Consider the following 20,849-nt stretch of genomic DNA (forward strand, 5'->3'; position numbering starts at 1 on the left):
CGGCTGCCAGGTAGGGTCAGCGGCACTCAGTGCCGGCCCACCGCCGTCACCGACCGGTTCCACACCCCGTACTGCAACGGGCGCTGCCAGTTCGCACCGCGGTCGCCGAACAGCATCACCGACTGCCCACCCATCGCCAACATGTAGCCGTTGGCCGAGTTCGTGTAGTCGGCCCAGGTCGGGTCGGACCAGCTGGCGCCGTCGTCGAACGAACGCAGCAGGGCAAGGCCCGGGCGACCGACCATCAACAGCAGCGAGCCGTCGCCGAGTCGTTCCATCGCCGGGAACACGCTCGAAACCGGTTGTCCGGACACAGTTCTCAGCTGCTGCAGCGCCGTCCAGGTCTTGCCGTCATCGTTCGAGCGGGCGGAGTGCATCGGCAGGTACGAACCGGTGCGCATCACGGCCAGCAGGCTGTGCGGCCCGGTCCGGACAAACACACCCTCGCACGGGCCCTCGTACGCCCCGCTGCTGGACAGGGTCGGATCCACCGCGACGGTCGCCTGCACGTCCCAGTTGAGCCCGCCGTCATGACTGACCAGCAGCAGCTGACGGTACTTCGGATCACCGGCGTACTTGCCATAGGCGGACTGGTACAGGGTGCCGTCCGGATCCTCGATCACGTTGTGTACCTGGACGATCGCCGTACAGCCGGACGGCCGCTCACACCCGTACGGGGCCAGGTCGGCCGGCGCGTTCAGCACGCCCTCCCGGTTCGTCCAGCTGACGCCGTTGTCGGTGGAGACCGCACTCTCGATGACCGACTGCCGGACGTTCCCGTTCGCGTAGCCGTGGTAGTTGATCGCGTACAGGCTGCCGTCGTTCAGCCGGGTGATGAAGAACGACGGGGCATCCGGCATCGGGTTGTGCGCCTGGTAGTCGACCCAGGTATGCCCGCCGTCGTCGGAATAGACCATCTTGTTGCCGGCCGTCTGCGCGGCATCGGTGTGCGCCGGGTAGGTGGCGATGATCCGCTCACGGTGATGGCCCAACGGAACCCGCACCGCGGTGTTCGGCATCTGGGTCGGGGTGTCCGAGGCGGTGATGGTGTGCAGATCGCCGATCCTGAACTGCCGCTTGACCTCTGCCGGCCTCGATGGCAGCGCGGAGCCGAAGCTCACGTCGTCGAAGTAGACCGTGTCGCCGACGCTCGCAGTGCCGTAGCCGGCGAACTGGAATCCGCTGATCGAGGTCACCGGATTGACGCCCAACGGCCCGCCGGACCCGACGGTATGTCCGTTGACCGACACGTAGACCATGTCCTGGTCGGCGGTGGAGCCGATGCCGACCGTGCTCCAGACCCGCTGCGGCAGCGTGCCGGCCGGTGCGACCGGAAGCCAGCGAGCTCCGTCGTACCAGTTGACGGCGCCGTCAGCCTTGAACAACAGGTGAAAGGCCGGGCCGCTACCGGCAGTGGTGGTGCCGGTGAGGTCGATCATGAAACCGTTCGCGACGTCGGCCGGGTCCACCTGCAACGTCAGTTCCGCGCCCTGCTGCGCCGGCCGGGCGCAGGCGATGGTCGGTAGTGAGGTCGCCGAGTCGTCGTCCAGCTCCAGCGACCGGTCGCTGTGGTACCCGAGCCGGTCGGTAACCGTCACCGCCGCCTTGCCCGCTGGGGTGCTGCACCCGGCGGGGACCGACCCGACCGGGTCGGTTTCGTATGTCCAGGTCGTCGGATGGCCGGGGCGGGTGCCGGCGCTGGCCGGGGAAACCAGCGGCAACGCCAGCGCGACGGCAGCGGCTGCCGCGATAGCGCATCGCAACGCGGATCGTCCGAGCTTGGTTCGGTTCTGCATGCATTCCTCCGTCTGGAGTCTTCTGAAACGCTATTCCACAACGGCTCATGCAACGCCGCTCGGCGGGTCTGGTCAATCCCTGTCCACCCCGTGCGCCCGGATTCACCCGACCGGCATCGATCGACTACTCAGCGCAGGCATCGCCCCGTCCGCGTCGAACTCAGGGCGTTCCGAACCACCCGGCACTGTCCAATCGAAGTGCGGCCGGCCCAACGACTTCCCGCAGAGATCGCTCCAACTCGGGCAACCGCGTCCCGCCGAGCTGCCGCTGCCAGCGCGACCGGAGGTCGTCGAAGACCTCGGCGGAGCGACGCAACATGTCCCACCCGGCGTCGGTGAGCACCGCCGTCCGGCGTCGGGCATCGGCGTCGTCCGCGGTTCTGCTGAGGTAACCGATCGACTCCAGCCGCTCGATCGTCTTACCGGCGGCCTGTTTGGACACTCCCATGGCGCGACCCAGTTCGGCGGCGGTCGAGGCGCCGGCGGCGACCGCCTGCAGGGCGAAGCCGTGTACCGGTCGGGCCTCCGGATGACCCTGCCGGGCGAGTTCGGCGTGCAGATCGTCGATCAGCGAACGGAACCCGGCCAGCAGCAGAATCGGCAGCTCGAAGCCGGCAGTCGGCTGGTTCATCTGACACTCCGTTGTCCTCGTCGGAAAACTAGTAGACAACCCGGTTGTCGGTATGGTCAACTTGGTTGTCCACTTCCGATGATCCCACGAGGAGCGACGATGACCACCACGACGCACCCGCACTTCCCCGAACTCACCCCCGACACCGCACCCGAGTCGATCCGGCCGACCCTGCAGCAACTGCAAGGCCAGTTCGGCGGCACCGTGCCGCCTGCCGCGGCCCGACTGGCCAACTCCCCCGAGCTACTCAGCACCTTCCTGGCCGCGAGCGCGGCATTCGAGGGGTGCTCGCTGGCCCCGCTGGCGCGCGAAACCCTGATCATGACGGTGGCCGTCCGCAACGGCTGCCGGGTCTGCATCCAGCTGCACACCGGGATCCTGCGCACGCTGCAGGCCGACCCGCAGCTGATTGAGTCACTTCGGGCCGGCAGTGCCCTCGCCGATCCAGAACTCGCTGCGCTGCAACGCTTCACCCATCAAGTGATGGACAATGCCGGCGCCGTCACCGACGAGCAGCTGGTCGAGTTCGCCGCTCACGGATTCGGGTCGGTACAGGCTCTCGAGGTAGTGCTCGGAGTCGGTGCGTACACCTTGTCCACGTTCGGCAACCGGATGGTCGGAGCCTGATCCGGAGCTGACCAATAACCCGCCTAAGCTCTGCAGATGATGTCCATCGACCAGCTGTCGTCCGATGACCAGCGAGCCGTCGAAGCCCTGCAGTCCGCGATCCGCATCCGGACCGTCTCGCACCGCGACCCGGTCCAGGTCGACCGGGAGGCGTTCGACGACTTCATCGAGCTGCTCCAGGGCCGGTTTCCGCTGCTGCACCAGGCCTGCACGGTGACCAGGCTGGCCGGTGACGCCCTGTTGCTGCGCTGGGCAGGCACCGGTGATGCCGACCCGGTGGTGCTGATGGCGCACATCGATGTGGTACCGATCAATCCGGACGACCACTGGACGCACCCGCCTTTCGACGCGGTGATCGACGACGGAATGATCTGGGGCCGTGGCACCCTGGACTGCAAGGGCTCGCTGATCGCGCTGTGTGTCGCCGCGGAGCGCCTGCTGGCCAAGGGATTCACCCCGTCCCGGGACATCTGGTTCTCCTTCGGGTGTGACGAAGAGGTGGCCGGCCCGGCCGCCACCGCCGCGGTCGAGGAACTCGCCGGGCTGGGCGTCAGCCCCTGGTTCGTGCTGGACGAGGGCGGCGCGGTCGCGCTCGGCGGCTTCCCGGGAGTGAAGCGTCCGCTGGCCGTGATCGGCATCGCCGAGAAGGGTTTGGTCGACGTCCAGCTCCGCACCACCGACGAGGGCGGGCACGCGTCGACGCCGGCCCGGGGCGGGGCCACCGCTCGGCTGGCCAGGGCGATCGTCCGACTCGACCGCGACCCGTTCCCGATCAACCTGCCCGATGCCACCGTGCAGATGCTGCGGACCGCCGCCGCCCACGCTCCGGCACCGATCCGCCTGGCCGTCACCACCGCTGCCCGTTCGCCGAAGCTGCTGGCCCGGCTCCTGCAGAAGCTGGGTCCGGAGACTGCGGCGATGACCAGGACCACCGACGTGGTGACCCAGTTGTCCGGCGCGCCGGGCGCCAACGTGATCGCCGCCAACGCCACCGCCGTGGTCAACGTTCGGGTGATGGTCGGCGAAACCGTTGCGGCGGCAGTGGAACGAATCCGCCGGACGGTGAAGGACAGGTCCGTCGAGATCTCGGTGATATCGGCCAGCGAGCCGAGCCCGGTATCGCCGACCGACGAGGCGTTCGAACTACTCACCGAGGTGATCCGGCAGACCATCCCGGACGCCGTGCCGGTGCCATACATCGTGATGGCGGCGACCGACGGCCGGTACTTCCACCGCCGCTGGCCGCGGGTCTACCGGTTCAACCCGTTCCGGATGACCAGGCAGCAGCGCGGCACCCTGCACAACGTCGACGAGCGGATCGGCGTGTCCGACTTCCTGGAGGGCGTCGGCTGGTACACCCGGCTGATGGAGTCCGTATGACGCCGTCAGCCCCGTCGTCCCGGCCGCCCGCCGCGCGCGCCGGTGCCACGTCCGCGCTCACTCCGATCGCGGCCGTCGTCGGCTTCCTGGTCTGCGTCGAACTGGCCAGCGGGGTGCTGCAGGGCTACTACACACCGATCTACACCGACATCGCCAGGCACCTGTCGATCCATGACGCCGACGTCAACTGGTTCGAGGCGGCGCAGTTGCTGGTCTCCGCGCTGGTGGTGCCGGTGCTCGCCCGCTTGGGCGATCAGATCGGCCACCGGCGGGTGCTGCTGCTGTCCACCGCCGTCACCGCGGTGGCGTCCTGGGCGCTGGCCTTCGCCCCGAACTTTCCGACCTTCCTGATCGCCTGGGCGCTGCAAGGTTTCTATGTCGTCTGGCTACCACTGGAGGTGGCCATCATCCACCGCCGCACCACCGCTGACGAACGCCGGACCCGCAGCGCCGCAGGGGTTCTGGTCGGGGCGCTGGAGTTGGGCGTGATCGTCGCGGCGCTGGCCAGCGGCGCGCTGGTGGACTCCATCCCGATGACGGTGTTGCTGGCCATTCCGGCGGTCGCGGTGACCGGCGCGTTGATCGCGATCTGGTTCGGCGTGAAAGAGACCGCGACGCCGGCCGGCGGCCGGATCGATGGGGCCGGCTTCGGCCTGATCAGCGTGGCACTGGGCCTGCTGATGGCCGGGCTGGTGATCCTGCGGCTCACCGGGCCGGCCGATCCACGTCCGTGGCTGGTGATCATCGCCGGCCTGGCGGCATTCATCCCGTTCGCCCGGGTGGAGCTACGGGCGCCGACACCGTTGGTCGACCTGCGCATTCTGCGCGGCCGCGGACAATGGCCGATCCAGCTCACCGCCCTGCTGTTCGGCGCCTCGGTGCTCGGCGCCCAGATCCCGCTGTCCACCTTCGTCCGCACCGATCCGGCCGTCACCGGCTACGGTCTGGGCGCGGACGCGTCGACGCTGTCGTTGCTGATCGGCGTCTACGTGCTGTCGCTGGCCGGTGGTGCCCTGACATATCCGTTGCTGGCCAGGCGAATCGGCACCCGGCCGGCGATGGTGATCGGCGGCGGCGCGGTAGCGCTGGGCTACCTGCTGTTTCTGCCGCTGCACGATTCGATGCTGCAACTCACCGTCAACATGGTGATCGCCGGCCTCGGTTCGGGGGCGTTGGTGGCGGCCCTCCCGGCGGCCGCGGCGGCGCAGGCGCCGCCCACCGACACCGGATTCGTCACCGGGATGACGAACACCACCAAGACCATCGGCGGTGCGATCGCCAGCAGCGTGTTCGCCATCGCGCTGTCGGCGACCGGATCGCTGGACACCGAGGGCGCGGCCGAGTCGGCTCATCCCTCGCTCGGCGGCTACCTGGTGGTCTGGACGGTCTGTGGCGTCACCGCATTGATCGCCGCAATCGTCCTTGCCGTCCACACCCCCGGTAGCGGAAAGTTGGCCAGCTAGCGCGTGTCTCGCAGCGTGTCCTGGCAAGTTTGCGCTACCTGCCGGCTGGGCGCAGCACTCCCAACCACCACCGAGCGCAGGGCGATCAGACGAGCCGGGCGCAGGGCCGATCGCCACGGAAGTACTCGCCGAGCGCCTCGACCGCTTCGTCACCCAGCGGATTCACCCCACGGCCGACGGCCAGCGAATGGGCGACCAGCACGTGCAGGCACTTCACCCGGTCCGGCATCCCGCCGGCGGTCACGCCGATTCCCAGATCCCCCAACGCATTCCGGGTCGCCAGGTAGCTCTCGTGGGCACGTCGGTAGCCGGCGGCCAGCTCTTCGTCCTCGGCCAGCCGCTGCGTCATCACGGCCATCACGCCGTCGGACTCCATCCGGCTCACGGCCGAATTCAGCACCGAGCAGCACAGGTAGTACATGGTGGGGAACGGCGTGCCGTCCTCCAGCCTCGGCGCGGTCTGCACCACGGCGGGGACGCCGTGGTCGCAGCGGTAGGCGACGCCGATCACCCCGCGCGGCGGCCGGCCGATCTCCCGGGTGAACAGTTCCCGATCCGTATCGCTCATCGCGACGATCTGCAGCGGTGCCCCGAAGGTGGCCGGTGAGGTGTTCGCTGGGGAGTCCGGTGAATCAGCGTTCACTTCTTCGGCACGTCCTCGGTCAACGTGTCCCACATCTGCCCGTACCAGGGCTCGGCCGCGCCGGCCGGCGCATCGGTCGCGGCAGCAGCCGGATCCGTCGGCTCGGCCGCCGGCGGTGCCACGATCCGGTACACCGTCTCGCCCGGCGAGACGTACTGCAGCCGTCGGCGGGCCTCCGCCTTGATGTAGTTCGGGTCCTGCAATGCGGCCTTGCGTTCCTTCAGATCGGCTACCTGTTGCTCCAGCGACTGCTGTTCGGCCAGTGCCTTCGCCAGCTCGTCCCGCTGATGCAGGTAGCCGCGTAACGGCACCGCGATGGCCAGCGCGACCGCAACCAGCACCACGCCGAGCACCGCGAACTGTCGCCAGATGCCGGGACGTCGTTCCCGCTGACCGGCCGGTGCCGCATGCTTGGCCCGCGGCCGGCCGCCGGGAGCAGCAGCGGTGCCGGTCGCCGGGCCGGTCGAGGCATCGGGCCGACTGCCGGGACGATCGCTGCGGGCGGCCGGCCCGCGCCGCTTGGCCCCGGCAGCGCGCGCGGCGCCGCCCGGTCCGGTCGACCGGGCGCTGCGGGTCCGGCGGGGACCGGAGGCTGACGAACTCATCTCACCCAGCAGTGAATCGCGGGAACGCGAATTCGCCGTGGTAACGCGCCGCGTCGCCCAGATTCTCCTCGATCCGCAGCAGCTGGTTGTACTTCGCGACCCGCTCGGAGCGTGCCGGCGCACCGGTCTTGATCTGGCCGCAGCCGGTCGCCACCGCCAGGTCCGCAATGGTGGTGTCCTCGGTCTCACCGGACCGGTGACTCATCATGCAGCGGTAGCCGGAGGAATGCGCCAACGACACCGCGTCCAGCGTCTCCGACAGGGTGCCGATCTGATTCACCTTGACCAGCAGGGCATTTGCCGCGCCGCGGGTGATGCCATCCTCCAGCCGGTCGGGATTGGTGACGAACAGGTCGTCACCGACGATCTGCACCTTGTCGCCGAGCTGACCGGTCATCGCGACCCAGCCGTCCCAGTCGTCCTCGCTCAGCGGGTCCTCGATAGAGACGATCGGGTAGGCGGCGGCCAGCTCGCTGTAGTAGGCGATCAGTTCGTCCGACGACTTCCTCTTGCCCTCGAAGGTGTAGGCGCCCTCGGAGTAGAACTCGGTGGCGGCAACGTCCATCGCCAGGGCGATGTCGGTGCCCAGTTTGAAGCCGGTGGTGGCGACCGCCTCGGCGATCAGGTCCAGCGCCGCCCGATTGGAATCCAACGAGGGCGCGAACCCGCCCTCGTCGCCGAGCCCGGTGGACAGGCCCCTCTTCTTCAGCACCGCCTTGAGGGCGTGGTAGGTCTCGGCGCCCCAGCGCAGGGCCTCCTTGAAGGTCGGCGCCCCGATCGGCGCAATCATGAACTCCTGCACGTCCACGGCGGTGTCGGCGTGCGCGCCACCGTTGAGGATGTTCATCATCGGCACCGGCAGGATGTGCGCGTTCGGACCGCCCAGGTAGCGGAACAGCTCCAGGTCCGAGGAATCCGCGGCCGCCTTCGCCACCGCGAGCGAGACGCCGAGGATGGCGTTCGCGCCGATCCGGGACTTGTCCGGGGTGCCGTCCAGATCGATGAGCATCTGGTCGATCACCCGCTGCTCGGTCGCGTCGTACCCGATCAACTCGGGGCCGATCTCGTCGAGCACGGCCTCGACGGCCTTCTGCACGCCCTTGCCGTTGTAGCGATCGGAGTCGCCATCGCGCAGCTCAACGGCCTCGTGTTCGCCGGTCGAGGCACCGGACGGGACCGCGGCGCGGGCCAGCGACCCGTCGTCAAGGGCGACCTCCACCTCCACCGTGGGGTTACCCCGGGAGTCGAGGATCTCGCGTGCTCCGATGAGTTCGATGGCCGCCATGGGCACATCCCTTCTGAATCGATTCGGTGCGTGGGTCAGGTGTCATTGTCGATGATGAGCTGCGCTGCCGCATCCGACCGCGTCAGCCTATCTGTCCGATCGATCCGGCTCGCCGGGACGTCGCGTCACCCCGGCCACCCGCCCGAGACCCGACCCGCCCGCACCGTTTGTCGGGAACAGGCGCAAACTCCTGTTCGTCGGACTACCATCCGGAACAGAGGAACCACTGGTCATGGGAGCTGCGATGAACCCGGGCAACAATCCGTTGGACGGGCTCCTGGGCACTGCACGAAACCTCGGCCGGCACGCGCATGTGCCGATCCCGCAGGTGGCCGTGCCGCACTCGCCGCAACAAGCGGCGAGGCTGGCAGGTTCTTTCCTCCAACCACAGGCACCCGAGGCCGGCGCCGGCCAGCCGCCGACCCAGCAACTCCCGCCGACCCAGCAAGCACCGCAGTTCTGGCAAGAGTCGCAGCCCCAACAACCTCACGTCTGGGTCGAGCCGCCCGCCGCGATGAGGCAGCAGAAGATCCGGCTGTTGGTCACCGGCCTGTTGCAGGTTCTCGCCGGGCTGATCATCGTGGGATCGGCATTCCTGCCGTGGATCACGGTGACGGTTGGGCCGGCGGCAACCATCACCGTGCACGGAACGTCCGCTGGTCTCCGCTGGTACTTCTCCGGGTGGCCCACCTTCGGCGCCGGCATCGCCATGGCAATTCTCGGTGCGATCGCCGCCTCGGTGAGTCGGGCGAGCTGGGCCTTCATCGTCGGACTGGCTGCGGCCATCGTCGCAGGCGGCTTCGCCATCTCCGACATGATCCAGCAGAAGGACGCTTTCGGCCAGATGGCCACCGGCCACATCGGAGTCGGGCCCTGGCTCACCCTGTTCGGGGCGGGCCTGGGCATCATCGCCGGCATCGCCGGCCTGGTCGCCGGATCTCGCCGCAGCTGACCGACCCCGACCGGACGCCGCGGTCTCACAGTTGGGAGCTGAGCACACCGATCTCCGGGGACGGGTCGAAGCCGTGCTCGATCAGCCACCTGATCCCCCGCAGGCTCCGCAACGACCACCACCCGCGGATCACCTCGAGGTCGACGTCGGTGCCATAGCCGGCCACGAGGTCGCAGAGGTGCTGCTGATGTCCGAGTGTCAGGGTGGCGAGGTCGTACAGGGCATCGCCCGGCCCCGCCTCCGACCAGTCGACAACGCCGATGACCTGGTCACCCTCGACGAACACGTGGTCGACCTGCAGGTCGCCGTGCGTGAACACCGGCGTCCAGGCTCGCAGCGCCGTCTCGGCGACCAGGCGGTTTCGGTTGATCACGTCGGCGGGAACCACGCTGTTCGCGACGAGCCACCCACATTCGGCGTCCAGGTGCGCAGCCACCTCTTCCTGGCTCTTGCCGGGCCATGGCGGCAGTGACGTCTCGTGCAGCCTCCGGACGGCGGCACCCGCCGCGGCCCACGCCGCGGGCGGCGCGACCGATGGCTCGCCGAGGCGCCCGAGCGGCGTCCCTGGGAGTGCGGCAAGCGCCAGCACGGGTGGCTGCCGCCACAGGATCTCGGGAGTGGGGATCGGCACCATCGCCATCGCCGCTACCTCGACGTCGGTGCGCGCCTGATCGGCGTCGATCTTCAGGAACACATCACCGACGCGCACGGTCGCGCGCTCGCGATGGGCAACAACGACCTCGACCTCGTTCATCTCAGCCATTGTGGTTGGGCTGTCCAGCAACATCGCCGGTCCCGCCACCGGCGCGCGCGAATGGGACACTCCGTGCAATCCTCAAGCATGACGATCAACGGGGATGCGTTGCCGATCGAGCTCGCCAAGGGGAACAATGTCGCATTGCGCGACCTCGACGAAGAACTTGGCTCAGTCACTGCGGTACTTGAGACGACCGGAACTGACGGGCAGCCGATCGACGCGGACGTCAGTGTCTTGCTGCTCAACGCGGAGGGCAAAGTCAGATCCAACGACGACTTCGTTTTTTACAATCAGCCCGTTGCGCTGTCCGGTGCCATCCATCTCCGCGACAAGATCCGCTCCGATGACGACGACCAACCCGTCTCGACCGACATGGTCACCGTCGAGCTCGACGGTGTTCCGGATGACATCCAGCGGATCGTTCTCTGCGCCAGTCTCGACCAGTCGCTGAGTCAAACCTTCGGCGACGCCGCGGCGGTGCGGTTGAAGATCCGAAAGTCCGATGATGCTACTGAACTGTTGGTATTCACTGCCAGCGACGCATCTTCGGAGACAGGATGGATCTTCGGTGAGTTCTACCGCCGACAGGAGGAATGGAAGTTCAGAGCGGTAGGCCAAGGATTCGACGACGGGCTCGCCCAGTTGGCACTCGAATTCGGCGTCGAAATCGATCAACCCGATGGGGCGTTGACGGCGGATGACGCCCAGGGTCCAACTGTGGAAACCTCCGGACCTGGCGAATTCATCGACGAGCAAGTTGATGACTCGACCTCCCCCGCCCCGGCGGGGCGAGGATCGCAGCCGGCCGGAACGACCATGAGCAGCACCGACTCGCCTGCCACGAATCCCGGGTTTGATTCAACGGACGAAAGCACCACAACGGTCTCCGTACGCCGACCGGTACGCCCGCCAAAGCTCCCGTCCGACTGGAACAGCACAGTCCCTACGGACTCGGATACCGATTGGCAAACTGCTCGGCTCTTCCCCGTCGCCGGCATCGGTGGAGCCGAGGAACAAGAGCGGCGAGCAACCTCGGCACTGTTGGCAGTCATGCGACTGGTCAAGGAATTCGGCCGATCCATCATGAAGAAGTTCGGAGCCCCCTCGGGAGCCGTCGAGACGTTCATCGAAGTGCCGTTCGGGCTGGACGACCAGGCCTACCGGCCTGACGGTGTCGTTCGTGTGACTCGCGGAAAGCGCGTGTGGACCACCCTGGTCGAGGTGAAGACGTCCGACGCGAAGCTGACCGACGCGCAAGTCGACAAGTACGTCGACATCGCCCGCGACAAGGGGATCGATGCGGTTTTGACCATCAGCAATCAACTGACCGGCTCCTCCGATGATCACCCCGTCACCATCGACAAGCGCAAGCTCAGGAAGGTATCGCTGCACCACCTGTCGTGGGACGAGATTCGGACAGAAGCCACCCTGTTGGCGAAATACGAACGAGTCAGTGATCCGACTCAGCAGCGAGTTCTTGAAGAGTTCCTGCGCTACATGACCCACGCGCGATCTGGACTGCACGGCTTCACGAACATGGGGCCGCAATGGGTCAAGGTCCGCGATGCTGTACGCGCCCAAACACTCCGGAGCACCGACAAGGGCTGCGCAGACGTAACCAGCCAATTCGACCAGCTGATCCAGCGCGTCAGCCTGGACATGTCAGGTCTGCTCGGCGTCGAAACAGCGGCCATGGCGCCTCGCAATCGTTCCGACAGCGCTACCAGACAGCAACAACTGGCCGACTCCGGCCTTCTGTTCGGCTCGATCAAGATCCCGGGCGCGGTCGATCGAATCGTCGTCGAGGCTGATCTCCGCACCGAGCACGTAACGTGTTCGGTGCGGATCGATGCACCACGGGAAGGGCGGGCTCAGACCCGGGTGAACTGGCTGCTCCGGCAGATACCTGAGGCTCGCGACGGTCTACGGATCGAGGCCGTTCTCACCGGCGGCCGTGGCCAAACGACGGTCGGCCTTCTCGGAGCAATCCGGAAGCGGCCGGACCTGTTGATCCCTACCGATACTCGCGAGATCCGAGCCTTCAAGATCAGCTTCGAGACGAACATGGGGTCCAAGCGGTCCGGGAGCAAGGACGGCCTCATCACATCCGTGGAAACCTCCGTGATCAGGTTCTACGGCGAGGTGGTCCAGAACCTTCGCAGCTGGAACTCGCGTGCGCCCCAACTCGGCTCGTCGGGCGGCAATTGACGACCAGGTAGTCGCGCAACTCGGTCAATGGCGCACCCGATACCGAAGGTGAAGAACCCGGTTGCCCTGAATCACCACGTCCGGACCGTCCAAGAGGTGCTGCGCGTCGACCGACCCGAAGTAGCGCTTACCGGACCCGAACACGACAGGCGCGATGTCCATGCGCACCTCGTCGACCACGCCCGCAGCGAGCATCTGGCCACCGACGTCGCCAGCGGCGACCTCGACGATGCGGTCACCCGCAAGCTCCCGGGCCTTGGCCACGGCGGCCTCGACGCCGTCGACGAAGTGGAACGGCGCCTCGGGATCCCAGCCCTCGGGCGCCGGCCGGTGCGTCACGACGACGACGTGGTCGATTCCGCTCGGCGGCTTCCCGTCCCAGCCATCCGTGATGTCGAAGACGTGGCGGCCGGCGATCGTCACCCCGATCTGGTCCCAATAAGGCCGGATGTGGTCGTGGGACGCCTGCGACACCTTCAGCACACCGCTGTCGTCCAACGGCACATCACCGTTGACCAACCAATCGAACAGTGGACCGGGATCGTCGTTCTCAGCCGCAATGAAGCCATCCACTGAGACCGACGCATTCATGACCACTTTCCCCATCGGGTTCCTCCTCGGTTTGGAGTCCCAAGTGTTGCGTACAGGTAGTGGTCGTTCTGGCAAGGAATCAACCGGCCGGCAATCAGCGTGACCATGCGTCACTGCCGGGCGGCAGACGGATGATCTGCGCGATTCTGATTGAAAATCAGCCTGAGTATGCGTGATCGCACTTGTCGGCCGGCATATCGCTGCCTACCCTGATCGAACGTCGATCGAGGAGGAAGTGCATCCCATGTCGCTGTCTGTGCGCCGGCTGCTTGCCACCGCCGCGGTGGCCACGCTCGCCGCCGGTGCTGTTCTCGTCCCGCCCGGATCCGCCGGGGCTGCCCCCGCAACGCCCGACCCGGCAGCGGCCGGGCCGGGCGCGGTCGAATCGCAGGTGGCCGACATCAGCCAGTTGGTGCCGGGCGTGCAACAGTGGCAAGCGGCGGACGGCACCTTCACCCTCGACGCCGGGGCACGGATCGTCCGCGGTGCCGAAGTGCCCAAGATCTACACCGACACCTTCGCCGACGACCTCGGGTCGATCACCGGCCAGAAACTGCCGGTCGCCGTCGGCTCCGATCACCCCGGCGACATCGTCCTGAGGGTCGACCCGACACTGCAGCCCGGCCCCGTCACCGCCGGCGACGCGGCCCAGGAGACGTACCGGATCGTCATCGACGAGCGGATCACCGTCACCGGGATCAGCCCGGCGGCAGTCGCCCGCGGCATGCAGACCCTTGAGCAGTTGTTCACCCTGTCGCCGGGCCGACGCACCCTGGCTACTGGGACGATCGACGACTGGCCGAAGGCCGGCGATCGGGGTGTGATGCTCGATGCTGGTCGGCATTTCTATCAGATCGCGTACATCAAGCAGCTCATCCGAGAAATGGCCTGGCTCAAGCTCAATACGCTGCACCTTCATCTCACCGAGTGGAACGGCTTCCGGCTCAACAGCCCCAAGTTCCCCGGACTGGCCGCCGACCAGTCGTACTCGAGGGCAGACATCGCCGGCATCGAGGCCGAGGCGGCCAAGTACGGCATCGAGATCCTGCCCGAGATCGACCTGCCGGCGCACTCCACCGCCATTACCACGATCTGGCCTGAGCTCAACTGGTCGTGCACGTCGATGGGCACGATGTTCGGCACCCCGAACTACACCCTGGACGTCACCAAACCCGAAACGCTGTCCCGCACCAAGGAACTGCTCGACGAGTTCATCCCCTGGTTCTCCGGTCCCCGGTTCCACATCGGCACCGACGAGTACCCCACCGACGGTGCGCAGAAGGCCTGCCCGGAGCTGGTGAACTATGCCAAGGCGAAAGGCTACGGCGACACCGCCGACGTCTTCGTGCACTACATCGACGACGTCAACGAGATCGTCCGCGCCCACGGCAAGACCACCGTTGCCTGGGACTGGTGGCGCCACGACCAGCACCCAACCGTCGACATCAACAAGAACATCACCGTCGAGTCCTGGACCAACGACGGTGACGAGTTCATCCGCGACGGCTACCAGGTGCTGGTGTCGTGGAGTTCGCATTTCTACGTCACCCCCGGGCCACCGCCCGGGGGTAGTTTGCAGCCGAATACGTCGTGGTTCGCCGATGAGTTTCAGCCACGCACCGAGCCGAACATCGTGGGCTACACCATCTCTCGATGGTCCGACAACGCGGAGTCGCAGACCGACTCCTATTTCGATTGGTTCGCCGAACGCCCGCAGCAGGTGCTGGCCGACCGGTCGTGGGGCGCACCGAGCACCGCAACCGCGTTCGACATCGAGGACCGGATCGACCGGCTCGGGCCGCCACCGGGCCAACCGTGGCGCAGCCAACCCGACGCGAAGGTCCTGACCGGCACGGTTTTCGCCTCCGGGCCGCCCTGGGACGCCGCGGGCGACCCGGCGCACGGCTTCGACGGAGATCCGGCCAGCTACGTCGATCTCAACGAGGATGCCGGATACGTCGGCATCGACCTCGGCGCCGGCAATGCCAGTTCGGTGACGGCGGTGCGCCTACTGCCCCGGCCGGGATCCGGCTTGGGCCGGATGGTCGGCGGCACGTTCCAGGGCTGCACGGATGGACCGGACAGCGGTTGCCACGACCTGGCCACCATCGGCTACCGGACGCCGAACGACTGGTTGCAGGTGCCCGTTACCGACGACACCGGCTATCGCTGGCTGCGCTACCGTTCGCCGGCCGGCGGTCACACCAACGTCGCAGAGATCCAGTTCCTGGCCCCGCCGACCGACGCTGTGCTGCGCGCATCGATCACCACACCGACGCTGACCGCGTTGGGCCGCAACGAGTTCAGCGTCACGGTCCGGAACGCCACGGCGGCGACGGTGACCCACCCGAAGATCACCGTGCTTGCGGTCGGTCTGGACAGCTCGGCGCGCCGAACGGTGAAGGTCACCGGGCCGGCCGGCCCGATCCGGCCGGGCGCCACCCTGACGGTGCGCGGCACCGTCGCGCTCCCGCTCGGCACCCCAGGCGAACTGATCCGGTTACAGGCCACCGTCACAGCCGAGGCGGGCACCGGGCTGATGGTCGCCCGGGCGAGTGCGAATCCGGTCGTTCCGGCGCCGCTGGCGGCAGCCGTCAGCCCCGATCTGGCGCCGGCGACGGCCGGCACCGCGACTGCGGCGGTCACCGTGACCAACCGGTCGGCCTCCCCGGTGGTCGCCACCATCGCACCCCAGCCCGCGGACGGCGCCGCCGTCATCCCGAAGACGGCGATCGCCGTCGTACCGGCGGGTCGGTCCGTCGAACGATCGTTCCGGATCACGGTTCCTACCGAACCCGGAATCGTCGCGATCCCGGTCTCGGTCACCGCCAGGGCCCAGGGGCAGCGGGTCACCATCGACCCGAAGCCCCTGTTCCGGGTATCGACGCCCTATCCGGACCTGGCGTCCGCCCGGAACACCCACGGGATGACGGACGACGCCGATCCGGCACCGGCCGACCTGGCCGGCGGCATCGACGGTGACGGTTCCAGCTATTCCTGGCAGGCACTGGCCGACGCCGGAGTACTGCCCGGCAGCGACCTGGCGTACGGCGGTTACCGGTTCGCCTGGCCCGAGCGCTCCGCCGTCGACAGCGTCATCGCCGACCGGCAGGTGATCACGGTGGGAGACAACGCATCCGGCGTCGGCTTCCTCACCACCGGCGCCTGGGGAACCGTGAGCGGCACCGGGACGATCCGCTACACGGACGGCAGCTCAACGGACTTCCGGGTCAGCGATCCCGACTGGCAGACCCCGAACCTGCCGGCCGGCACCGCCGTCGCGCTCGCCCTCCCGTACCACAACCTGGCCGGTACCGGGCGGATCACCCGGACCACCTACGTCTACTTCCACGATGTCCCGGCGGATCCGTCGAAGACCATCGCCGACGTCACCCTTCCCGGTTCGGATCAGGGCGGTCGCTACCACGTAGCGGTGTTCGCCATGGCGCTCAAGCAGTAACGGCGGACCCGATCCAGCGACGCCGGCGGTGAGCTGCCGGACGCCGGACAGACCCGGTGTGATCGGATGCCGGACAGGGCCGCCGACGTCGAGGTAGCGCCCGCGCACACGAACGGATCCGAAGGGCGGCCCGACATCAGAGATACTGCGCGCCCGAAACCACCCTCGCTGTGGGGCCTGCCGGGAGTCCGCCCGCTGCTGATCTTCACGGTGCTCGGGTTCCTGGGCTTCTTCCTGACCCTGGCGTCGCTGCCGGCCGCGGTAGCCATGGCTGGCACCAGCGACGACGTCGCCGGCCTGGTCACCACCACCTTTCTGATCTGCACCATCGGCACCCAGCTCGTCGTGCCTCGGCTGACGCGCCGGTTCGGTCTGGGGCGGGTGCTCATCGCCGGCAGCGTGCTGCTCGGCGGGCCGGCACCGCTGCTGGCCGTCAGCGCCGACCTGCGCTGGGTGCTGGTGATCTCCGCCGTTCGCGGCTGCGGTTTCGGCATTCTCACCGTGCTGGGCGCCTCGCTGAGCGCCACTCTGGTGCCACCGGAGCGTCGCGGCGAGGCGATCGGCATCTACGGGTTGGCGATCGCGGTGCCCAATCTTGCCGCCGTTCCGGCCGGCGTCGCCCTGGCGTCCGCCGGCCACTTTCCCTGGGTGGCGTTCCTGGCTGCCGCGCCGCTGCTGGCGATCCCGGCCGCCGCCGCCCTCGGCCGCGCGGCACCGCCCGCCGATCCTGCACCGCCCGGCGACCCGGCACCATCTGCCGCCCCAGCACCGCAGCACGCACCTGAGTCGGCCAGGTCAGCGATCATGGCGACCCTGTCGCCGGCCACCGTGTTGCTGGTGGTGACGCTCACCGGCGGCGCGTTGCTCACCTACCTGCCGATCGTGCGCCCCACCGGCCCGACCGCGACGATGGCGGTGCTCGCGTTCGGGTTGACCGGCGCGCTGACCCGCTGGCTGGTGGGTTCGCTCGCCGACCGGATCGGGATGCGCCTGCTGTTACCGGCCGGGTCGGTCACCGCGGTCGCCGGGCTGCTGGTGCTCGCCGGCGGGCTGGACGGTGACACCGGCACGGCCCTGATCCTGCTCGGCGCCGCTGTCCTCGGATGCGGCTACGGCGCGGTCCAGAACCTCACCCTGGTCGCGTCGTTCAACCGGGTGGAGCGGGCCAACACCACGACGGCGAGCGCCATCTGGAACGCCGGGTTCGACGGCGGCACCGCCCTGGGCGCGGCAGTCGTCGGAGTCGGTGCCGCAGCGATCGGGACGCCGGCCACCTTTCTGTCGTTCGCGGGGCTGGTGGCGATCACCGTCCCGCTGGCGATCTCCTCAACGCGCATGCATCGACGCTGACGTCGACCGGCTCCGACGGTCGTCAGCTCAGCCTTCCGCGGTGTCCGTCGCCGCACCGTCGGCGCGGTGCGCGGCCAACTCGTCGGCCGTGACGACGACCAGCAAGACCGCATTGACGATCCAACTGAGCGTCAACGAGGTGACCAGCGGATGCAGCGCGAATGCGGCCATCAGCATGACGATGGCCACTAGGTGCCCCGGCAACCAGCGGCCGCCCGTCGCGCGTTTGAACAGCGCGTTCCCCAGCAGGTAGGCCGCCGTTCCCGCGCAGAGCAACCCGGCGGTCCATCCACTCGAGCGATCGAGCGGCGCGTTCAGCACGAGTTCATCGGCCACTGCCGTCAACACAATCCCGATCACCAGGACGACCGGCACATAGCTGTAGGCGATCTGCGCAATCAGCCCGCGCTCACGAGCCGTCGCGAAGTACTCGCTGCCACGGCGCTGATTGTGATTGAAGTACAGCAGCCACATCAGCACCGTGCCCAGGAACGCGGCCAGGAACGCAAATCCGTTCAGCCAGGTCTGCGGGCGCTGGCTGAACGCGGTGCCGGTGACGATGATCGTCTCGCCGAAAACGATGATGACGAACAGGCTCACCCGCTCGGCCATGTGCTCGCCGGACACGTCCCAGGTCCGGATGTCCGAACTGCCGAGCCCGGGCATCCAGAACCGGAACCGGGGGCCGGCGTAGTCCAGAACCAGTGCGAGCAACCAGATCCCCAACCGCAGGTCCGCAGGCAGCAGCGCCCCACCGACCCAGAACACGCCGGCGAGCACGTGCCACAGTGAGATCCGCAGGAAGTTGACGGCATGCGCGGGTTGGGACCGGGCGAACGCGAAGACCATGAACACACTGCACGCCAATTGCATCGCGATCATGGCGCAGGCGAACAACACGGCCCTGGTGGTGAACGCCTCCGGGATCGCACTGGCCATCAGCAATCCGAGCAGCATCAACGCGATGAGCAGCACTCGCACCGCGGCCCGATCGGGGTAGAGCCAGTTGATCGACCACGTCGAATCGACCCAGACCCACCAGACGAGCAGGGTCAGCACCAGGGTGTGCACCAGGAGCACCGCGCTCTGCTGGTGGATCAGGATGTGCGAGATCTGGGTGACCGCGAAGACGAAAACGAGGTCGAAGAACAGTTCGCCGTAGGTGACCCGGTTGACCTCCGCTCCAGCGGCCGGTCGCAGCAGGTCCCGTTTGAAGCCGATTGCCCGCACCCGGTCAGTATCCTGCGGCCGGCGGCCGAAGGCCCGCCCGACCCTCGGGCGCGCCGGTTCCGGTGCGGCCGGGCGCTGCGAGCAGGCGTCAGCGCAGCGCGATGACCGCGTCTAGTTCGACGGAAGCGTTGCCAGGCAACGAGCTGACGCCGACGACGGTACGGGCATGTGTTCCGATTTCCGGACCGAAGGTGTCCAACAGCAGGTTCGAAGCCGCGTCCAGCACGGCCGGATGGTCGGCGAAATCGTCCGCAGCGCGGACGAATCCGCGCACCTGCACCACCGCAGCCACCGCGTCCAGGCCGACACCGTGCTCCAGCGCGGCGAGTAGGTTGATGGCTGCCCGCTCGGCTTCCTGACGGGCCGCCTCGACATCGAGTGTGGCACCGACAACCCCCGCCAGCGGCCCGTGTTCACGGGACCGACCTGTACATCCGGAGACCCACGCGGTCCCCTGGAAGATCCGCACCGGCACGTAGGACCCCTTGGGTCGCAACGGCTCCGGCAGCACGATGGAGCGGAGCGCGAGCCGCTCGATCGGCCTCACGCGTCGCCGGCGATGCCGAGCGCGCGCAACCGCGGCAGCACTTCCTCGCCGTACAGCGTCAGGAAACGGGCCTGATCGGTGCCGGGTGCGTGGAACACCAGGTGCTTGAACCCCAGATCGACGTACGTCTTGATCTTCTCGACGTGCTCTTCCGGATCGGTCGAGACGATCCACCGGGACGCCGCCCGCTCCACCGGCAGCGCATCGGCCAGCCGCTGCATCTCGATCGGGTCGTGGACCTGGGTCTTCTCCTCCGGCGAGAGCGCCAGCGCGGCCCAGTTCTTCGTGTCCGCCAGCGCCCGGTCTGCGTCGTGGTCGAAGGACACCTTCATCTCGATCAGCAGGTCCAGGTCGTCCAGCGTCCGACCCACCTTGCCGGCCCCCTCGTCCAGCGCCGGCAACAGGGTCTGCGAGTACAGCTCGGGAGCTTTGCCGGAGGTGGTGATGAAACCGTCGGCCACCCGCCCGGCCAGCCGGGTGGCCGCCGGGCCCGAAGCACCGACGTACAGCGGGACGGGCTGCTCCGGCTTGTCGTAGATGGTCGCCTTGTCCGTCGAGTAGTAGGTGCCCTCGAAGGTCACCCGGTCCTCGACCCACAGCTTCTTGATCAGCGTGATCGCTTCCTTGAGCCGGGCGAACCGCTCCTTGCCGTCCGGCCACTGCAGGCCCAATGCCACCTCGTTGAGCGACTCCCCCGATCCGACGCCGAGAATCACCCGGCCCGGGTACAGCAGGCCCAGGGTTGCGAAGGCCTGCGCGATCACCGCCGGGTGGTACCGGAAGGTCGGCGTCAGCACCGAGGTGCCCATCACGATCTTCTCGGTCCTTGCCCCCACCGCACCCAGCCACGGCAACGCCGCCGGGGCGTGTCCGCCGTCATGTCGCCAGGGCTGGAAGTGATCCGACACGAACACCGAATCAAACCCGGCCTGCTCCGCCAACACCGCGAAGTCCGCCAGTTCCACCGGCCCGAACTGCTCAGCAGATGCCTTGTAACCCAACCGAAGCGCCATATACCCGTCCTTTCGTGATCTGCTCACGGTAGACGACGCTCCCGCGCGCCCTTCGGCCGGCCAGCGAGCGGCCGGCAACGCCGCCAGGCCCAATGGTGACCAGTAACCGGAGCACCGCGGGATGATCAGCCACGACGATTTCGTGAACGCGGGAACGCACCGACCACGATCGCCGATTCCAGCCCGGCGCCCGTTGAGAGCAGTGCCGCCACGGTGCACCTCATCGGCGGCCGTGAATCGCTCTGCCACTGCCGTCGTGACCTCGGGGAATCCAACTCCTTCACCATCTGTAGAACCGTCATCGGGTCACA

General features: G+C 67.9%; 17 protein-coding genes. 7 read left to right on the plus strand and 10 right to left on the minus strand.

Annotated features, from left to right (window positions below; genetic code table 11):
• Nucleotides 1-26: 26 nt before the first annotated feature.
• Together K340_RS0126190 and K340_RS0126195 are read right to left on the minus strand one after the other, a co-directional pair.
• Nucleotides 27-1,796 (minus strand): sialidase family protein, encoded by a 1,770-nt coding sequence (locus K340_RS0126190; protein WP_029138862.1) that lies wholly within the window; start codon nucleotides 1,794-1,796, stop codon nucleotides 27-29.
• 160 nt (nucleotides 1,797-1,956) lie between these two features.
• Entirely contained in the window at nucleotides 1,957-2,427 is a 471-nt protein-coding gene (locus K340_RS0126195) for a MarR family winged helix-turn-helix transcriptional regulator (RefSeq protein WP_029138863.1), read from the minus strand.
• A 99-nt stretch (nucleotides 2,428-2,526) separates the two neighbouring features.
• Here K340_RS0126195 and K340_RS0126200 point away from each other — a divergent pair, with 99 nt between their 5' ends.
• The 3 genes from K340_RS0126200 to K340_RS0126210 are packed head-to-tail and all read left to right on the plus strand — an operon-like array spanning nucleotide 2,527 to nucleotide 5,897.
• Nucleotides 2,527-3,054 (plus strand): carboxymuconolactone decarboxylase family protein, encoded by a 528-nt coding sequence (locus tag K340_RS0126200; RefSeq protein ID WP_029138864.1) that lies wholly within the window; start codon nucleotides 2,527-2,529, stop codon nucleotides 3,052-3,054.
• 36 nt (nucleotides 3,055-3,090) lie between these two features.
• Nucleotides 3,091-4,434 (plus strand): M20/M25/M40 family metallo-hydrolase, encoded by a 1,344-nt coding sequence (locus K340_RS0126205; RefSeq protein WP_211229646.1) that lies wholly within the window; start codon nucleotides 3,091-3,093, stop codon nucleotides 4,432-4,434.
• Nucleotides 4,431-5,897 carry an MFS transporter gene (locus tag K340_RS0126210; protein ID WP_029138866.1) on the plus strand — a complete coding sequence of 489 codons (1,467 nt, stop codon included), beginning with the start codon at nucleotides 4,431-4,433 and terminating at the stop codon, nucleotides 5,895-5,897. The genes K340_RS0126205 and K340_RS0126210 overlap by 4 nt, the downstream gene beginning before the upstream one ends.
• Nucleotides 5,898-5,982: 85 nt before the next feature.
• Here K340_RS0126210 and K340_RS0126215 read toward each other — a convergent pair whose 3' ends face one another.
• From K340_RS0126215 to eno, 3 genes are all read right to left on the minus strand, one after another.
• Nucleotides 5,983-6,465 carry a DUF501 domain-containing protein gene (locus K340_RS0126215; protein ID WP_037367037.1) on the minus strand — a complete coding sequence of 161 codons (483 nt, stop codon included), beginning with the start codon at nucleotides 6,463-6,465 and terminating at the stop codon, nucleotides 5,983-5,985.
• Between the two features lie 71 nt (nucleotides 6,466-6,536).
• Nucleotides 6,537-7,145 (minus strand): FtsB family cell division protein, encoded by a 609-nt coding sequence (locus K340_RS33580; protein WP_051267698.1) that lies wholly within the window; start codon nucleotides 7,143-7,145, stop codon nucleotides 6,537-6,539.
• Between the two features lies 1 nt (nucleotide 7,146).
• On the minus strand, nucleotides 7,147-8,430 hold the full coding sequence (gene eno, locus K340_RS0126225) for a phosphopyruvate hydratase (RefSeq protein ID WP_029138868.1): 1,284 nt from the start codon (nucleotides 8,428-8,430) through the stop codon (nucleotides 7,147-7,149).
• Between the two features lie 232 nt (nucleotides 8,431-8,662).
• Between eno and K340_RS0126230 the strand changes: the two genes are divergently transcribed.
• Nucleotides 8,663-9,382 carry a hypothetical protein gene (locus K340_RS0126230; protein ID WP_029138869.1) on the plus strand — a complete coding sequence of 240 codons (720 nt, stop codon included), beginning with the start codon at nucleotides 8,663-8,665 and terminating at the stop codon, nucleotides 9,380-9,382.
• Nucleotides 9,383-9,407: 25 nt separating this feature from the next.
• On the opposite strand, the gene K340_RS0126235 is transcribed toward K340_RS0126230, so the two are convergent.
• Nucleotides 9,408-10,136 (minus strand): phosphotransferase family protein, encoded by a 729-nt coding sequence (locus K340_RS0126235; protein WP_029138870.1) that lies wholly within the window; start codon nucleotides 10,134-10,136, stop codon nucleotides 9,408-9,410.
• 87 nt (nucleotides 10,137-10,223) lie between these two features.
• Here K340_RS0126235 and K340_RS33585 point away from each other — a divergent pair, with 87 nt between their 5' ends.
• Nucleotides 10,224-12,347, plus strand: coding sequence for a TerD family protein (locus K340_RS33585; RefSeq protein ID WP_161632196.1), 2,124 nt, complete (start codon nucleotides 10,224-10,226; stop codon nucleotides 12,345-12,347).
• Between the two features lie 24 nt (nucleotides 12,348-12,371).
• Here K340_RS33585 and K340_RS0126245 read toward each other — a convergent pair whose 3' ends face one another.
• Complete coding sequence (locus K340_RS0126245; protein WP_029138871.1) at nucleotides 12,372-12,953, minus strand: dihydrofolate reductase family protein; 582 nt, start codon at nucleotides 12,951-12,953, stop codon at nucleotides 12,372-12,374.
• A gap of 229 nt (nucleotides 12,954-13,182) precedes the next feature.
• Between K340_RS0126245 and K340_RS0126250 the strand changes: the two genes are divergently transcribed.
• Both K340_RS0126250 and K340_RS33590 read left to right on the plus strand, forming a co-directional pair.
• The gene (locus K340_RS0126250) at nucleotides 13,183-16,398 is read left to right on the plus strand and encodes a family 20 glycosylhydrolase (protein ID WP_029138872.1); all 3,216 of its coding nucleotides are present in this window, start codon (nucleotides 13,183-13,185) and stop codon (nucleotides 16,396-16,398) included.
• 66 nt (nucleotides 16,399-16,464) lie between these two features.
• Complete coding sequence (locus K340_RS33590) at nucleotides 16,465-17,748, plus strand: MFS transporter (protein WP_084615054.1); 1,284 nt, start codon at nucleotides 16,465-16,467, stop codon at nucleotides 17,746-17,748.
• Between the two features lie 27 nt (nucleotides 17,749-17,775).
• Here the strand turns inward: K340_RS33590 and K340_RS0126260 are convergent, their stop codons facing one another.
• The 3 genes from K340_RS0126260 to fgd all read right to left on the minus strand — a co-directional run bounded on the left by K340_RS0126260 (nucleotide 17,776) and on the right by fgd (nucleotide 20,538).
• Complete coding sequence (locus K340_RS0126260) at nucleotides 17,776-18,978, minus strand: low temperature requirement protein A (RefSeq protein WP_051267700.1); 1,203 nt, start codon at nucleotides 18,976-18,978, stop codon at nucleotides 17,776-17,778.
• Between the two features lie 88 nt (nucleotides 18,979-19,066).
• Entirely contained in the window at nucleotides 19,067-19,525 is a 459-nt protein-coding gene (locus K340_RS0126265; RefSeq protein WP_029138874.1) for a RidA family protein, read from the minus strand.
• Nucleotides 19,522-20,538, minus strand: coding sequence for a glucose-6-phosphate dehydrogenase (coenzyme-F420) (fgd, locus tag K340_RS0126270; protein ID WP_029138875.1), 1,017 nt, complete (start codon nucleotides 20,536-20,538; stop codon nucleotides 19,522-19,524). Before fgd ends, K340_RS0126265 begins: the two co-directional genes overlap by 4 nt.
• Nucleotides 20,539-20,849 lie beyond the last annotated feature (311 nt).

Source organism: Nakamurella lactea DSM 19367 (assembly GCF_000426645.1).
Taxonomy (GTDB): Bacteria; Actinomycetota; Actinomycetes; order Mycobacteriales; family Nakamurellaceae; genus Nakamurella; species Nakamurella lactea.